Below are 17,409 nucleotides of genomic sequence, written 5' to 3' on the forward strand. Positions count from 1 at the left end.
AGGAGGTGATGCGGCGGCGATCAGTTCGAAGCGGCATGGAGACACGAGGGGAAGGCTCATGGAGCGGCGTTTGCTTGACAGAGAAGCAGTAAGCGCTTACGAAGGCAGAACACAAGGCGGAGCAGAGGCTTACGAGGCGAGTTTTGCTTTAAATACTCATTAGATGAGTATTTGTAACACAAAACGAGGTTCATGCTTACGTGGCAAGTTTTGCTTTAAATACTCATGCGATGAGTATTTGTAACACAAAACTTTTGGGAGGTTAAAAGAATGAAAAACAAACGCGGCTTTACTTGGATGTTGTGTATCGTACTTATGTTTTCGGTTATTCTTACAGCTTGCTCAGGCAATAATGGGGGCACCAACGCTCCGAGCAATACAGCTGAAGCGACCGATCCGCCGGCAACGACGGATAACCAGCCAGCGCCGGAAGAGAACAAAGAGCCGGTTACACTGAAGCTGATTTCCTGGTCGGATTCCTATACGGAGCTATACAAAAAGTTTAACGAAAAGTACCCTTGGATTACGATCGAGCAGGTGCCTGTTAACAGCCAGCCGATTATGGAAATTATCGCTTCGCTTGAAGCAGCGGGAACGCCTGCCGATTTAACGTGGATCGACAGCGACTTGATTACCTTCGACCAAGCAGGCCTTGTCGAGGATCTAACGCCTTATATTGACAAGGATCCGACTTTCCAAGACGTTCAGCTTCCCGAAGGCTTCTTCGATACGATGACGTACAACGATAAGAAGCTTGCGGTTCCTTTTGTAGACGTACCGATGTGGATTCTGGTCAACAAAGACCTTCTCGCCAAGCATGGCGTGGAAATGCCTGCCAACGATTGGACGTATGACGACTTCCGTGACGTTGCCAAAAAAATCACGGATCCCGAAGCGGGAGAGTACGGCTTGACCACGCAGCCTGAGTTCCAAATGCGCGTGCTGAGCACGAAAGCGATTGCGGACGGCCATGCGGCTAACATCCATTACATGAATGAGGATTTGACGCAAAGCTTGCTGAACACGCCTGACGTTATGAACGATGTAAGATGGCTGTCGGACTTTGTTTGGAAGGACGGCTCGATGCAAAGCAATGCGAAAGCTGCTGAAACAGGCGATGTAACAAGAGAATTCATTAACGGCAAGACTGGCTTCGCAATCGGCGGAGACTGGGTACTTCCTGGCCTTAAGAAGGATGCTAAATTCGAATGGGATGTACTGCCTTTCCCAAGAGGAAAAGTAAGCCAACCTGGGTACAGCATCTACGGACCGCTTTCCCTGCTTAGCGGTTCGAAGCATAAGGAAGAAGCTTTCCTATGGATCAGCTTCCAGTTCTCGAAGGAAGCACAGAAGTGGAAAATCGACCAAGGCGCGAACGCTTCGGTCATCGATCCGGAATTGACTGCTTATTACGATGAGACGCCAATGTGGGAAGGCAAAAACAAAGAAGCGGTAAAAATCGCCAAAGAAAACGCGAAGATTCAGCCTGGCGTTACGATCCCGGCTTGGTCCGAATACAACTGGAACAATATTTTGAACGAAATTATTTTTGATGGCGCCGACATTAACCGCCTTATTCCGGAAACGGAGAAATGGAATAAACGGACGCTTGAGGTCCGCGAGTCTTTGAAATAACAGATCGAAATACCTTAGACTTCTAGTCATAGTAGTCGATAGCAGTCATCCAAACACCTTAAGCGGGAGCTTTTATCGCTTAGGGTGTTTTTTTTGTTAAGACCTAATCGTCCGCATGATCGTTACTGCCGATTAGACGTACGATGTTCTTTTCGTTATGCTTAAGTGAAGGAAGTCGCATACCGGGAGGGAACAACCATTGAATGAGGCGATATTGGTCGTAGAGGACGAGCGTCGAATCGCTCGCCTGCTCCAGATTGAGCTCGAAAGCGAAGGCTATGAGGTGCGGCTGGCGGCTGATGGCGTAGAGGGCTGGGGCGAGTATAAGGCGGGGGGAATTGCGCTAATTCTATTAGACGTGATGCTTCCGGGGATTAGCGGGCTGGATTTGCTGCAGCGCATCCGAGCCGTAGACAGCGATACCCCAATTATTATGTTGACAGCGAATAGCACCGTTTCGGACAAGGTTACCGGTCTCGATCTCGGAGCTAATGATTATATGACAAAACCGTTCGAGATGGAGGAATTGCTCGCTCGAATTCGGGCATCATTCCGCATGGGATCGGTTCGTGCCAGCGAGGAGCAGCATGCAGGCGAGTGGTTGACCGCATCCGATTTGAGGCTTAATGAACGTACGCGCGAAGTAGAGCGTGCCGGTCAAGCGATCGCGTTAACGCAGCGCGAGTTCGACCTGCTCACTTATTTGCTGCGCAACAAAAGGCTGGTGCTCAGCCGGGACCAGCTGCTTGCGGAAGTATGGGGCTACGATTATGCGGGCAACACCAATGTCGTGGATGTCTACATCCGCTATGTCCGGAAAAAGGTGGACGAGGGCTTTGGTGCGGAACTCATCCATACGGTTCGCGGCATCGGTTATTGCATTAAGGATGCGACATGAAGCTGGGCAGCAAGATTCATCTCTACTCGTCGGTATTGTTTACGGTATTGCTGCTAATTGCCAATGCGACGGTATATACGGTTTTCTCGAACATGATGCTGGAGCGCGAGCTCGATAAGCTTGCTGCGGAAACGAAGCAGGCTGCCGCAGCATTGCGTCAGGCTGACCAGCCTGCTGCAACGACGGAGCTGCTCCGCGCTTATGTGCCGCTGGACGGCATGCTTCAATGGGTGCCTGAGGTCGAGAATGACAGCGGCATACTTGTAACCTCTGCCTCGGAGACGGACTTAAGCAGTCAAAAAACGGCTTATTATGCCGAGCAAACGAAGAAGCGATTGAAAATAGAAGGTAAAAGCTATAGCTTTGTGTCTATTCCAATCATTGGGGCAAACGGTGGCGTAGCCAATGTACAGGCGACAGAGAGCCTCGAGGAGCTCATGGAGCTGCTTCAAATATTGCGTCTCGTTCTGGTCAGCGTATCGGCAGCGGTGCTTGTCCCCGTGCTTATTTCCAGCGGGTTGCTCGGCAGGATTGTCATGCGCCCGATCTCGGCTATGACGCGGACGATGCGCCAAATTACCCGCAGCGGTCAATTTATGAGGTTGAAGCAGGAGGGCAGATCACGTGATGAATTAGTGGAGATGGGTGAAACCTTCAATGAAATGATCGGACTGCTGGAGGAGAGCTTCATGAGGCAGGAGCAATTCGTATCGAATGCTTCGCATGAGCTTAAGACGCCGTTAACCATTATCGAAAGCTATGCCAGTCTGCTTAAGCGAAGATTGCGCGACCGGCCGGAGCTGCTTGAGGAATCGATCGAGGCGATTCATTCGGAGGCCGTGCGGATGAAAGGGTTGACGGAACAGCTGCTGCTGCTTGCCATGCCGCGCAGCGAGTGGAAGATTGAACGGGAACCGCTTGATTTACTGCCATTCGCCGAGCAGGCAGCCGCATTTTTTCGCAGTGCGTACGGGCGTGAGATTCATGTGGTCTTGCAGGGGGATGACAGTGTGACGGTAATTACAGATCAAGATAAGCTGAAGCAGGTGCTCTTTATCTTGCTGGACAATGCGCGCAAATACAGCAATGACAGGATCGAGATCGAACTTGGGCGTACAGGCGAGGACAGCTATCTGCGCGTGAAGGATCAAGGCATCGGCATTCCGGCAGAGGAGCTGCCGAAAGTATTCGAACGTTTCTACCGGGTGGATAAATCCCGCAGCCGAGATCAGGAGTCAATAGGCGGTACGGGGCTCGGCCTATCGCTTGGGAAAGAGCTGGCAGATGCGATAGGGGCAGAGCTTGTACTGGAAAGTGTCCAAGGCAAAGGAACGACGGCGACGATTCGAATGACATAAAGGATGTCTGCGGTGCTGTCATTTAAACGACGAAAGCAATCGGAGCATCAGCCCGTTGTTCTCAGTAAATTGTAAGAAAAGGCGTTTATACTCGAACCAATGACGGAGAGGAACGATTGGAGGGATATGATGCATAATCCTAAATGGCGCATAAGTGTAGTTGCAGCAGTATTGGCAATTGGCGTTATCGTTGCGCTTACGACACTTGTCTTCCAGTCACGAGCTGACCGTTCCCATGGACTTACGCTGGCTGCGGCGGAAGAAGCGGTGCTCGGGCAATATGAGGGAGAAATCGTTGGCAGCAAGGAGCATGGCGATGGGTATGTTCTACAGCTCCAATCGACGCATGGCTTATATGAGCTGACGGTTGGGCCTGCGGGGATTACCGGCATTCGAAGCGTAGAGCGGTTCGGCTCTAACGATCCTGGAGCGACGCCAGGGACGGAAACGCCTTCGCCAACGGACAGCGGCGTGGTTAGCGATGAACCGTCCCAGAATCCCTCGGAATTACCGACTGATAAACCGGCGCCATCTCCCTCAGAGACGCAGATGCCGGAATCAACGCCAAAGCCTAGCGTACCGGAAACGACGGCAAATCCGACAACGAAGCCAACCATTCTTATTTCCGAAGAGCGGGCATCCGAGCTGGCGCTCAAGAAAATCCCCGGCAAGGTTAAGGATATCGATAAGGAAAATGAAGGCGGCAAATGGTATTATTTTGTTGAAATTGAAACGGTTGATGGCCGTGAAGCTGACGTTCAGCTAAATGCGGCATCTGGCGCGGTCGTGTCCGTCACATGGGATGATGAAAGTGACGATGATTAGGTTTATCATCAAATTCTAATGTTTCTGTAATGGTTCTCTTAGATTTCAGGTGTAAGTTATAGATATAGCAGCAAGGACACCTGGCATTCACAAACAAGAAAACCTTGAAGGAGATGTTGAAGATGAAGAATAAAAAAGGCTGGATTATCGGATTGGGACTTGTAGTGGCACTTGGAGGAACGAGTGCAGTAGTAGCCGCTGAGGCGGCTAGCACGTATATCAGCAAGGATAAAGCAAAGCAGATTGCCTTAAAGGCGGCACCTGGCAGCGTAACCGATATTGAGCTGGAGCATGGGCGTAACGCGGTATACTATGAGGTAGATATCGATCGCAAAGATACCTTTCAGGAGGTTGATGTTCATGTGGAGGCCGTTTCGGGCAAGGTGCTGAGCATCAGAAATGATGACGATGATCATACACCGCGTGTAACGGCTGCTCCGGCTGCTCATGCTGCCGCCAATACCGAAGCCACAAACGAAGCGACAGCTTCTAGCTCGACAGTCGAAACAAACGCAACAAGCGCAAGCACGGCGACGAAGCCGATTACGAAAGAGCAGGCTGGCAAGCTGGCTCAGCAGAAGGTGAAAGGTGACATCATCCGAGTGGAAACGGACTGGGACGACGGCGTTAAAAAGTACGAGGTCAAGCTGAAAACAGCTGCGGGCACAGCTGAAGTAGACATTGCTGCCGCAAGCGGGAAAGTGCTCGATATTGATTATGATGATGATCGTTATGACGACGATGATGACCACGACGACCAAGACGACCAAGATGATGAAGATTACGATGATGATGACCGTGACTAATCACGTAGATACCCTCTTTGACCGCTTAATCTGCGGTTTCGGAGGGTATTTCGCTGTTTAAGGCAATAAAACCAATGGCATGGCCCGCGACTATGGCTAAGCAAATATAACTATTCAAAAATAATGAAACACATACAACCTTCGCAGTGCTTCAAGATCTGCGTGCCATTCAGCTATGAAGGAACAGACAATCCAGCACCTAAACCGAATCTTTAATGGTTCGGTTTTTTTTTGGTGCGTTGCATATTAAATCATCCATTAAAGCTTCAATAGTGAATGTAATATTGTAAAAATATTGAACGGATCTGTCACTTTATTTTACAAAAAGAATGAAACCGCTCCTAATGTGATTTAAATCACACGTTATATACTTAATCTGGTTTACTATTGATAAAAATGCAATGGGGGTTGCTGCATATGAAGCTCAAGAAAAGCTCGTTAACGAATAAGTTCATGCTGGTTATGGCTGCTGCTTTAATCATAATCGTCAGCGTCATTATGGTCTTTGAATGGCAGTCCATACGAACGGAAGTAGAGAAAAGACTCTTGGATAAAGGGCGTGATCTTTCCTTGTCGCTCGCTCATACGCTTGAGCATGTGACGGAACAGGACTTGAACACGGGAGTCGTATTGCAGGACGGAACGAAATGGGCGGGGGACCAGCTGCGGAAGGATCTGTTCCAGGATGCGCTTACCGTTAACGAACAAAGCGAAGCAGCGGCCGAGAAGCGGGCCCAGGACGCTGATTATGCAGCAAAAAAAGTTATCCTGCATAACGGTGATTCGATCCCTTTGCTCGAATATGAGCTGAAATATGATAGTGCATATGATAAATATACCGATGACCGCTGGCAAGGCATCATCGACAGCTTTTTGAATGAGGAGAACGTGGTCTATGCCATGGCTGCCGCGTATTCGGAAAATCCTAAATGGGCTGGCTATATTTCCACGCATAACGGCATTTATAGTCCGGTGGGGGAGCAATCTGTCGACGCTTGGGGCGACAAAGGGTTCCTCAGCCAAAATTACCGAGCGAACCGCATATTTAATGATGAAACAGGTTACAATGCGGTCATGAATGTAAATACGGATGACGTATATTTGCAGAAGTATGATCGGATCATTGATGGGAAGACCGTTGAGACATGGGATGTGTCCTATCCGCTTATCATCGATGGAGAGCATTGGGGAGCCGTTCGAGTTGCTCTGTCCAAAGAGAAGGCAGAGGAGCGGATTGCTGCCGAAAGGATGAAGGTGCTGCTGCAATTCGGATCATTAATGGCGGTTGTTCTCGTTATTTTATTTTTCCTCTCGCAAATCATGTTAGGCAGAAAGCTTCGGGAAATCGTCAGGGCAGCCGTGAATCTGAATTCCAGCGAAGCGGATTTGACCTATCGCATCGCAAACAAAGGCACTGATGAAATTGGCGTACTGGCCCTTGAAATCAATCGGTTTATCGAGCATATGCAAAGCTTAATGCGGACGGTCAGAAGCAATGCGGCTTCCGTATCCGACTTTGCAATCACGCTCAGCGAAGGCTCCCATCAGAGCAAAGAGCTGTCCTTCCAGCTTGCCTCCTCCGTTGATGAAATGGCGGCTGGGGCAGAGAATCAAGCAGATGGGGCGGCGGAGGTCGCTCGCTCTATGGAGGAAATGGCGGCAAGCGTCGGCAGAATCGCCGCTTCTTCTTCGATTATGTCAGAGGCGGCAGGCGATATGCTTCATGCAGCCGAGGAAGGCAATGACAAGTCGGATCAAGCGGTTGCCCAGATGGAAAGACTTGGCGAAGCAACCTCTTCAGTAGCGCAAGTGATCGGCCAGCTTAATGAACAATCCGCGCAGATTCAAGAGATGGCCGGCACGATTGCGGCTATTGCAAGCCAGACGAATCTGCTCGCTCTGAACGCTGCAATTGAAGCAGCTCATGCGGGAGAATACGGAAGCGGATTTGCCGTCGTAGCAGGAGAAATTAGAAAACTGGCCGAGCAGGCGTCCGATAACGCGCGCCATATCGCAGAAACGATCAGTCATGTACTCGCTTCTACATCTGAAGCGGTAACGGCTGTACGTAACGGCGAACAGGAAATGGAGCAAGGAATGACCATCATACATGAATTAAAGCGGTCCTTCGATCTGATCTGGCAGGAATCTCGCCATGTATCGTCGCAAGTGCAGGATGTATCCGCATCTACGGAGGAAATGGCGGCCGGCAGCGAGCAAGTGAGCGCATCGGTTGAAACGATGGCGATGGTGGCCAAGGACACCTCTTCCCACGCCGCGCAATCGGCTGAGGGCACGAACCGCCAGCACGAGCTTGCCATCGAAACCGAGCTGCTGGCACAATCGGTAAGCAAGCTTGCCGAGGAGCTAAGGGAATCGATTGGCCGATTTAAGTTGGAATAAAGAGTTCGGGCTTAGTTCCTAGGAGCCCAAAGCATAATGGAAACGCCGATGATACAGATTGCTGCTCCCAGCCAATCGTACGCATCCGGCGTTTTTTTATCAACGAGCCACCCCCAAAGAACGGCCAATATAATAAAAACGCCGCCGTAGGCTGCATAAACCCGCCCGAAGGAAGGGAAGCCCTGCATGGTGGGGATGATGCCGTATGCCATAAGAATGAGGCTTCCGACAATGCCGAACCAAAGCGGCCTTGCTTCGCGCAGCCATAGCCACACCATATAACCACCGCCAATTTCGGCAAGCCCGGCGAGGATGAAGAGAAAGATCGTGATGAACAAGTGGGGTTTCTCCTTTTTGAATGAGTCAATGAATGGTCATGCGGTGAATGATACTCGTTTTATATGCAGAATAACTATATCATACTATTCTTCAGTGATTTGTTGTGTATTCATAGAGTTAGTTATAGACAAATGACTCAGATTCCCTGTATGATCTTTAGGACAAATAAATAAAATGATAGAAATATGGTGTTCTTGCTTCAATTATGAAGTGATAGAACTTAATAGGGAAGTACGGTGCAATCCCGTCGCGGTCCCGCCACTGTAAATGATGAGTTTCTTGTCTACATGCCACTGGATGCACAATGATCTGGGAAGGCGACTAGAAATGATGAATCATAAGCCAGGAGACCTGCCAATTTCTTCGTTTCTAGTTCCTCGGGTAGTGGGAAACGGAAACAGACGATAAAGAGATTTATACGTTGTTCTGACGTATGAATAGCTTTTTTATTGTGTGTTCACATGCTTGTAAGCATGTTTATTGAAAGCCGCCCTCACAAGGGCGGCTTTTATTTGTTGGAACATAGTATAAGGAAGAGAGAGGGTTAATAATGACAATGCAAGAAGTTTCTCGAAAGTGGTTAGCTTTGGTCTTAAGCTTAACCGTGTTTGTTTCGGCAGCCAGTTCCGCTTTTCTGCCATCCCAGGCAGCAGCCGCATCGGACGCGAATCCCAAATTAGGTCCGCTCACGATTTATCATGAACTCCCCGCACCGGGGCAGTTTATTAATGCGACTGCTTACGGCGGCATGAACGATCTTAACCTAACGTGGGATAATGACAATACAGGATCTGCCATTTCACTTGGTGGTTTTGGCGGAAGTATTATTTTTAAAACAGATGCTCCCGTTCTTAACAGCAGTGGCCATCCGTATGGGGTGGATTTCACCGTATATGCAAATGCTTCGAGCTCTTACCAGGAGCCTGGCGGCGTGGCAGTTGCTCAGGATGACGGTACCGGAAAACCAGGTAAATGGTACAATATCGCAGGCTCTGATCATTATGAAGACTCTACGATATGGGATTATGAGGTAACGTATACGAATCCCGATCCAGCATTTACAGTTCCGAATGGTATGAGCGTACCTTGGGCAGATAATTATGGTGGAACCGGATTTATAAAAGTAAACTCTTTCAATAAGCATGCTTATTATCCTATCCCAGCGAACTATCCATTATCGATAACGCCATTCAATAACTTGTCCCATACGTATTCGGGTGTCAAAATTACTAAACAAACGCCTACATTCGGTTATGTGGACACACATACTAACGGCGCAGCTCCATTTAACGTAGCTGGAAATCCATATGTTGCAGCTGCCGCCAAGGGTGAGGGTATAGATATTAGTTGGGCTGTCGATGAGAACGGCTTGCCAGCTAATCTAGATCAAGTAGATTTCATTAAGGTATATACAGCTGTCCAAATCGATGGCGGTTCATTAGGTGAGGTAAGCACTGAAGTTTCTTCATTAAAGACCCATCAATCGGATATCACGGTTGGACAAACGCCAAGTTTGAGCTCCATAACGTTAACCGGTGTTAATAGCGGATCTGGTTCTCAAACGGTAACGGTACAGGACAGTGTCTACGTTTATAAAGATATCGTTGTAGATGCAGAATCAATTAAGATAACAGCGAATGCTGATCAAGCAATCGATCAGATTTTTGTGAATGACACTAGAGGAGTAACAAACGCCCCAGTGAATAAAGTGCTCACGCTTAATGCGAAGGAGCCTCGTCTTGTTAGGATCATTGCCCAATCAGGAACCAATGAGCCGAAAATTTACTACTTATCTATTCGCAAGAGCACTGAAAAAGTAGATGCAGCAATAGAGAAAACGACAGGCTTTGTTAAGAGCAAAGGTGTTGCATCGGAGTGGCAGGCTGTCGGAATGGCTCAAGCCAACAAAAAGGTGCCGGCAGCTTACTATAATCAACTAGTAAACGAATTGAAAAACGCAAATGGTACATTTACCAAAGTGACTGATTATGCCCGTTATGCGATTGCGATTACTGCACTCGGTTACGATGCAACAAGCTTTGAAGGCTATCATTTCATCGAAAAAATATACAATAATGCAAGAATGACGAATCAAGGTGTGAATGGTCCTTTATACAGCCTCATTGCACTTGATTCCCATGCGTATCAGGTTCCTGATGATGCACAATGGACGCGCGCGAAGCTGCTCGACAACATCCTTCAATCGCAACAGCCGGATGGAGGCTTCTCGTTAAGCACAACAAGCGATGCTGATTTGACAGCAATGACATTGATTGCATTGGCGCCTTATAAGGATCAGGCCGCTGTGAAAACGGCAGGCGAGAAAGCGGTAGCGTGGTTATCCCTTAACCAACAGCCGCATGGCGGATTTGGCGGCGAAAGCAGCGAAAGTGTATCGCAAGCTATTATTGGGCTTTCATCTTTCGGGATTGATCCGGCAAGCATGGCTTTTACAAAAAACGGAACGAATCTTCTCGATAAGCTATTAAGCTTTGCTCAGGCTGATGGCGGATTTGCCCATGTACTTCCTGGAACGAGCAATGGACTTGCAACCGAGCAGGCTCTGCAAGCACTCGAGGCTTATCGTTTGTTCATAGATGACCAGAAGCTCTATCACTTTGCTGGTAAAACGATGCCAGGTGTTCTCTTTCCATCTGATATTACAATCAATATCGAAGGACCACAGGCATTAATAGCTGAAGGTCAGACAAAAGGCACGCTTGCTTTGGAGGCGTTAGAGCTTTTTGCAGCCGACAATCAGATTGCCTTGCAAGTTGTAGATTCCGCGTACGGTAAATACCTGAAAGCGGTTGAAGATATCAGTGAAGCCAAGTACGGGGGCTACGATGGATGGCAATATGCTGTTAAACGCAGCGGCGAATGGATTTATCCTTCTGTAGGCATTGCAAGCTTTGAGCTGCAGCCTGCCGACCACCTACTTGTCTATTACGGTGATTTCAATACCCAGTATGTAAGTGCGGTTGTTGTTAGTCCTTTACAACCAAGAGTAGGACAAGATTTCACCGTTCAAGTCCATAAGGAAACAATGGATTGGAATGCTAATCAAGTTATCAAGTCCCCAGTCGCAGGGGCACAGGTTGCTTTTGGCAGTAAAATCGCCACAACTAACGCGAGCGGAGAGGCTGTCTTCTACGGAGGGCTTACGACAGCAGGCTCTCAGAGCGGCGTAGTCACGAAATATGTGGCTGACGGTGCGCCTAGCATTGTTCGGCAGAAGTTTGATGTAACGATAGCTCCAGCAGATCCGGATGCTGTCGATACGTTTGTTACGCTGAAAGTAGTAGGCGACGACGAGAAAGGAACCATCTTGCCATCCAGATCCTTAAAAGGGTTTGAGGGTGATACGGCGTTTAGCGTCCTGAAACGCGTACTAGGCGAAACGGTTATATCAAGCGGAACGGGAGCTTCAACGTATGTCACCTCCATTGATGGGCTCGCCGCATTTGACCGCGGGGATAAGAGCGGCTGGCTTGTAGCGGTAAATGGCGCTTATTTAAATGTGAGCGCTGGCGATTACACGCTGCAGCCTAATGATGTCGTAACATGGATTTATACACTGGATTACGAACAAGAGATAGGGATCGATACAGGTGTAACCGACGTTTCCCTTGCAATTGAGGGGCCTCAAGGAATGGTTGGCGAGGGCAGCGTTCAAGGCGTGACTGCGCTTGATGCCTTGCAGCGATTCACAGCGACGGAAGGGAAGCAGCTTGACGTAGCAAGCTTCTCCTTTGGCCTTATGGTCAACTCCGTTGATCATATTGCATCGGGAATTTACGGTGGATATGACGGTTGGCTCTATGCAATAAACCGAGACGGTCAATGGATTTATCCATCGGTAGGCATTGCAGAATTTGAGCTTGAGCATGCAGATCATGTTTTGGTTTATTATGGAGATTCAGATACGCAGCTGGTAAGCGAGGCTGTCGTTAACCCGGAAACTCCTAAAGCAGGACAGGATTTCTCGATACTGGTAACCAAAGAAACATGGGATTGGACAAATAACAAAGCCATTACTACGCCGGCAGCTGGAGCGAAAATTGCTTTCGGCAGCAAAACGGCCATTACCAATTCAAGCGGAGAGGCTGTCTTCTACGGAGGGCTTTCAACAGAAGGAACGAAAAGCGGCATTATTACGCAATATAATACGGACGGAGCTCCTGGCGTCGTCCGTCAAACGATTGAGGTAACGGTGCTTCCTGCTCCGATTGCTCCAATCCAATATGTAACGTTAAGCGTGAAAGGCGATAGCCAGAAAGGGACTATCGTTCCTTCGAAATCGATACAGCTACAAGCTGGAGATACGCCATATTCGGTTCTTAAACGCGAATTAGGCGCAGCAGCGATAGCTAGCGGTACGGGAAGCACGGTATATGTTGAAGAAATCGACGGACTCGCTCAATTTGACCGTGGACCATTAAGCGGATGGATGTACAGCGTGAATGGTGTATTTCCGAACTACAGCGCTGGTATTTATACGCTGCAACCAAACGATATTGTCGCATGGAGGTACACGACTGACGGTGGCAAGGATCTTTTAAATGATTCAGCTCCTGTAGGAACGCCAGGGACAACGCTTCCTGTGGTGTCCGGTGCGATATCGCAAACCATTATAAAAGAACTCGATAAAATAGCGGTGCCTGCAAACAATATGAACCCGATTGGAAAAACGGGTCAGGCAACAACAACGATTAATGCGGATACACCGATGACGGAAGCAGAGCTTGCTGAGCTCATTAAACGATTGAATAAGTCAGTAGTCAAGCTTAGTCAAATCGGAGAACCAAATAGCGAAACAATCATTCAGGACTCAGATTCTAAAGTGAAGTTGGTATTGCCTGCAGGATCATTAAAAAATCAAAGCACGATAAAAGTGGAAGAATTATCTATCAAACGCAATGAGCTCGTTTCTGCTGTATTCGAATTTACGAATGATGGATCCGAGTTCCAGAGCCCGATTTACATTCAATTCAAAATACCGGTTCAAACGAAAAACACAAATGATTTGACTATCGTTTGGTTAAACGAGAAAACGGGACAATGGATTCCGATACCAGCAGTGCTTAATCTGAAAGATGGCACGATAACGGGAAAAACAACGCATTTCACGAAATATGCCGTAGTGGATCGCAGCAAGATCGCGACGAACAGTATGGATGTTACGAATGAAATACAAAATGCTTCAAAACTTCTATTGAGCAGCAACAGCTTCTCCGAATGGGAGGCGGTCGCCTTGCTTCGTTCAAATCGCAAGCTTCCGGCTAGTTATCTGGTTCAGCTGGAAAACCAATTAAAACAAGCAAAGGGCCAATTCCGCAAAGTAACAGATGCAGAACGTATTGCGATTGCCCTGCGTGCGGCTGGAGAAGATGCAACAACATTTGCTGGCTATAATTTAATTGAAAGCATTTATAACCATGCAAACATGACGAGCCAAGGCACGAATGGACCCATTTTCGCTTTGATCGCATTGGACAGTGGGAAATATGAGGTACCAGCAAATGCCCTATGGACGCGTACGAAGCTTGTAGACTGGCTGCTTAGCCAACAGAATGCAAGCGGCGCATTCCCGCTCGCACAAAAAGGCGAAGATAACATCGATATGACGGCAATGGCGATAACTGCGCTTGCGCCTTACCAAGCACAAGCTAACGTGAAGGCTGCAATTGAAAAATCCGTTAAATGGTTATCTTCCCAGCAACAGGTAAACGGTGGATTTAAATCTTACGGTGACGAAAGCAGCGAGAGCGTAGCTCAAGTTATTATTGCATTGACTACTGTTGGCACTAGCCCGTTAGATGTGGACTTCTCTAAAAAGAACGGCGATTTGATGACGAGCCTGCTTAGCTTCCTGCAGGAAGACGGCGGATTTGCCCATGCTCTGGGTCAATCAACGGACGAGATGGCAACTGAGCAAGCATTGCTTGCATTGGTTGCATACGATAGATTCAACAAGCTTCAACCTTCGTTGTATGATATGGCTACCGATACCTTGTTATCCAGCGAGCAGCAGTTTGTCGATAACCAGCTCATTTCGGCATGGGCTTATGATGCGGTATACCGTGTATTCGATGCTAAAGTTATGGTTGGCGTCAGTGGCTCAGAGCTGCGCTTCGATCCTAAGAAGCAGATGACAAGAGCAGAATTCGCGACCTTGCTCATTAATCTACTGGAGGAAAAACCTGCGAATAATGCTGCAAAAGTGTTTAACGATGTACAACCAGGCGCTTGGTATTACGGTTCGATTATGCGTGCGAAAGAGCTGGGAATCATTCAAGGAATTACAGCGGACACGTTTAAACCGAACCAAGCAGTCACTAGGCAGGAAATGGCAATTATGATTGCCAAAGCCTTCGAGCTGAAAGGAAATACAGAACCACTTCCTTTCAAGGATGCTGCAAGCATTCATGAAGGTGCACAAGCCTATGTAAATGCCGTATTCACGAATGGGTTAATGCAAGGCTCTAATGGCAGCTTTAATCCTAAATCAGCGGTTACGAGGGAAATGGCAGCTGTTGTTGCAGATAAGCTTATTCAAAAAGATGCTGCGTAGTTAAACGTTAATATGATAGGTCTTTAATGGAAGGACCAAACAATTTATTTACGAACGGTTCTATAATGCTTGGAAAATGATGAAATGGCTGAACAGGAGAAACATCTGTTCAGCCATTTTTGCTTGGTTAAGCTAAATGTTATTGCCTGGGAAATTAGAACTATTTTCTACATGACGAACGAATACAATGAAAATGTTCTTTATTAAGAATATCGATAATGGTATATTTAATAGATTGGAGTAGTCCCCCATTTTCCGCGAATGAACTTTTTAACTGAAACGAGGTGGTTGGATTTGAACATCATCAAAATATTGCTGACCTTGCTGCTTGGCATTCCGTTGTCGCTGCTGCCTTCTGCACCGATCACGGCAAACGCTGAGCAGGCCGTGCCCGTATCGCAAGCCTATTATTTAATTGAGCTTTCCAAGTTCGGCATATACAATGACGGCACGCATCCGGTAGAAACGACGAAAGGGATTAACAAAGCGCTGCAATGGGCGGCTCAGAATGGGAAAACCACAACGTCCCTTCCCCCTGGAACCTATTTGATCGATAAAGCGAGCCGAATCAATATGGTCAGCCATATGGTCTTTGAGCTTCCAATGGATGCGGTGCTGCAGAAGGAAACGAACGCCAAAGAAAGCTATACGCTTATGTATTTGGGTTATGGCATTGATCATGTGACGCTGAGCGGCGGCACTTACGCCGGAGATAGAGAGACGCATGACTATTCCAAAAAAGAACATAGCTACACGCCAGGCACGCATGAAGGCGGATATGGCATACTGACCGAAGGCGCCAAAAACGTAACGATAGACGGCGTCAAAGCGATTAACTTCACGGGAGACGGGCTCATACTCGGCGGAAAAAATACGCTTGCCCAGGACTTGTACGAAGGGCATTTCATATTCGGCGATATTGACGATAAAGGAAAAAACGTATCCAATGCGAAGAAGATCCGCACGAAAAAGCCGTTGACGTTCGCTAACGCTATATTTAAAACGGAAACCATGTTCGAGCTCAGCAATGCAATAAAGCTGCCTCAACATTTCGATATTATTTTTTATAAATCCAATGGCGCATTTATTAAGAAGCAGAAAAAGGTCAAAATAAGAGATTTGATTCAAATTCCCGCAGGAGCAACGCAATTCCACCTTGTGTTCGAGCAAGCGGGCAAGAAAAACGCCTATGTGGAGTTCTGGAATCGGTCTGTGAGCAAGGATGTCGTAGTGAAAAACTCAGAGTTCGCTTATAACCGCAGACAAGGGATTACGGTCGGCGGAGCGGACCGCGTACTTATAGAGAACAATAAGCTTCACCATATCAAAGGCACGCTGCCCCAGTCAGGCATTGATCTCGAAGGGGGCTTCGGAGAAAATGGAAACCGCAACAGCAACGTAACGATTCGAAACAATCATTTTTACGATAATGCCTCTTACGACCTCATCTTATATGATGGCAGAGACGCAATTGTAGAAGGGAACCATTTTGCATCCAAAGGAGTCATTGGCCTCGCCATTTCCGAGCCGTTCACGGGTGCGACGATTAAAGACAATCATTTCGACGGAACACGCATTGTCGCAGCGCATGACGCAGCCTTTATTGGCAACAAAATGAACGATTCCTATACGACGATTAACGGACCGAATGTTACAGTTGACGGTATGACGTTTACCGATTCGATGTTTAGCATCAGCGCTAGCAAAGCGTTCGGAGTAAGCGTGACGAACGTGACGATTAACAATAATGAGAAAAGCGATTCGGGGCTCTCGATCTGGGGCAAGCCCATTCGCCTAAAAAACGTAACGATAAACGGCAAAGGCAAGCTGCGCGTCGTTTCTGGAGGAGCAACCGAAGGGTCGGTTTTCGATAACCTGAAGGTAATCGGCTTCAACACGGACTATGGATTATCGCTGCCGCCAGCCACCTATAACCATTGCGTATTCGAAGGTGCAGCCAGCAGCGGGAAGTTCGGCTCGATTAATCTGACCCAAGCCGGCAAATACGTATTTAACGGCTGCAGCTTCCAATCCCCGGAAACGCTGAATACGATGGTCCATGTGGAGCATCCCAAGCTTGATGTGACGGTCAAGAATTCGAAATTCGAGCTGCTTGGCAACTCGCAGGCTATCAGCATCCAGTCAGCCAAAAATGTACTGCTGGAGAACAATACGATTGTTGCGGAGAAGCTAACCTCGAATAAAATGGAAATGATCCGTATCAACGATTATTGGAAGCGTACGGAGAAGCATGATGTTCTCAAAGCAGTCATAAGAGGGAATACGATAAAAACGAACGTGGCCGCCATTGGCATTGCCACATTATATGCGGGAACGGGCGCACCAGCTTATTTGATCGAGAACAACACGTTATACACGGCCAAGCTGCTGCAGAAAAAAAACGATACGCTAAAAAATAATAGTTTGAAGCCGTAAAGCGGCTCCCATGAAAGCCTCGTCGATTTATCGCCGGGGCTTTTTTGTGCTTTTCAGATAGAGCGAAAAAGAGAGGATGGAAAAATAGTCTATTTTTTAAACAGTTTGCCCTAGTTTTTAAATGGTTTGTTTCAT

9 protein-coding genes and 1 riboswitch are annotated in these 17,409 nt (G+C 47.8%); of the genes, 8 read left to right on the forward strand and 1 reads right to left on the reverse strand.

What is annotated here, in order from left to right; genetic code table 11:
* The first annotated feature begins 270 nt into the window (after window positions 1–270).
* The 6 genes from AC0YN3_RS13735 (at window position 271) to AC0YN3_RS13760 (ending at window position 7,925) form a co-directional block, all read left to right on the forward strand.
* On the forward strand, window positions 271–1,635 hold the full coding sequence (locus AC0YN3_RS13735) for an ABC transporter substrate-binding protein (protein ID WP_475775585.1): 1,365 nt from the start codon (window positions 271–273) through the stop codon (window positions 1,633–1,635).
* A gap of 199 nt (window positions 1,636–1,834) precedes the next feature.
* On the forward strand, window positions 1,835–2,533 hold the full coding sequence (locus AC0YN3_RS13740) for a response regulator transcription factor (protein WP_475775586.1): 699 nt from the start codon (window positions 1,835–1,837) through the stop codon (window positions 2,531–2,533).
* Window positions 2,530–3,891, forward strand: a complete 1,362-nt coding sequence (locus AC0YN3_RS13745) for a sensor histidine kinase (RefSeq protein WP_475775587.1) — start codon at window positions 2,530–2,532, stop codon at window positions 3,889–3,891. The genes AC0YN3_RS13740 and AC0YN3_RS13745 overlap by 4 nt, the downstream gene beginning before the upstream one ends.
* A 126-nt stretch (window positions 3,892–4,017) precedes the next feature.
* Window positions 4,018–4,716, forward strand: coding sequence for a PepSY domain-containing protein (locus AC0YN3_RS13750; RefSeq protein ID WP_475775588.1), 699 nt, complete (start codon window positions 4,018–4,020; stop codon window positions 4,714–4,716).
* A gap of 122 nt (window positions 4,717–4,838) precedes the next feature.
* Complete coding sequence (locus AC0YN3_RS13755; RefSeq protein ID WP_475775589.1) at window positions 4,839–5,522, forward strand: PepSY domain-containing protein; 684 nt, start codon at window positions 4,839–4,841, stop codon at window positions 5,520–5,522.
* 417 nt (window positions 5,523–5,939) lie between these two features.
* On the forward strand, window positions 5,940–7,925 hold the full coding sequence (locus AC0YN3_RS13760; RefSeq protein ID WP_475775590.1) for a methyl-accepting chemotaxis protein: 1,986 nt from the start codon (window positions 5,940–5,942) through the stop codon (window positions 7,923–7,925).
* 11 nt (window positions 7,926–7,936) lie between these two features.
* On the opposite strand, the gene AC0YN3_RS13765 is transcribed toward AC0YN3_RS13760, so the two are convergent.
* Window positions 7,937–8,263, reverse strand: coding sequence for a YnfA family protein (locus tag AC0YN3_RS13765; protein ID WP_475775591.1), 327 nt, complete (start codon window positions 8,261–8,263; stop codon window positions 7,937–7,939).
* Window positions 8,264–8,433: 170 nt separating this feature from the next.
* A riboswitch (cobalamin riboswitch) is annotated at window positions 8,434–8,637 on the forward strand.
* A gap of 177 nt (window positions 8,638–8,814) precedes the next feature.
* Here AC0YN3_RS13765 and AC0YN3_RS13770 point away from each other — a divergent pair.
* Complete coding sequence (locus AC0YN3_RS13770; RefSeq protein WP_475775592.1) at window positions 8,815–14,838, forward strand: DUF4430 domain-containing protein; 6,024 nt, start codon at window positions 8,815–8,817, stop codon at window positions 14,836–14,838.
* A 294-nt stretch (window positions 14,839–15,132) separates the two neighbouring features.
* The gene (locus AC0YN3_RS13775) at window positions 15,133–17,274 is read left to right on the forward strand and encodes a right-handed parallel beta-helix repeat-containing protein (RefSeq protein ID WP_475775593.1); all 2,142 of its coding nucleotides are present in this window, start codon (window positions 15,133–15,135) and stop codon (window positions 17,272–17,274) included.
* Window positions 17,275–17,409 lie beyond the last annotated feature (135 nt).

The organism is Paenibacillus sp. J22R232, assembly GCF_056269165.1.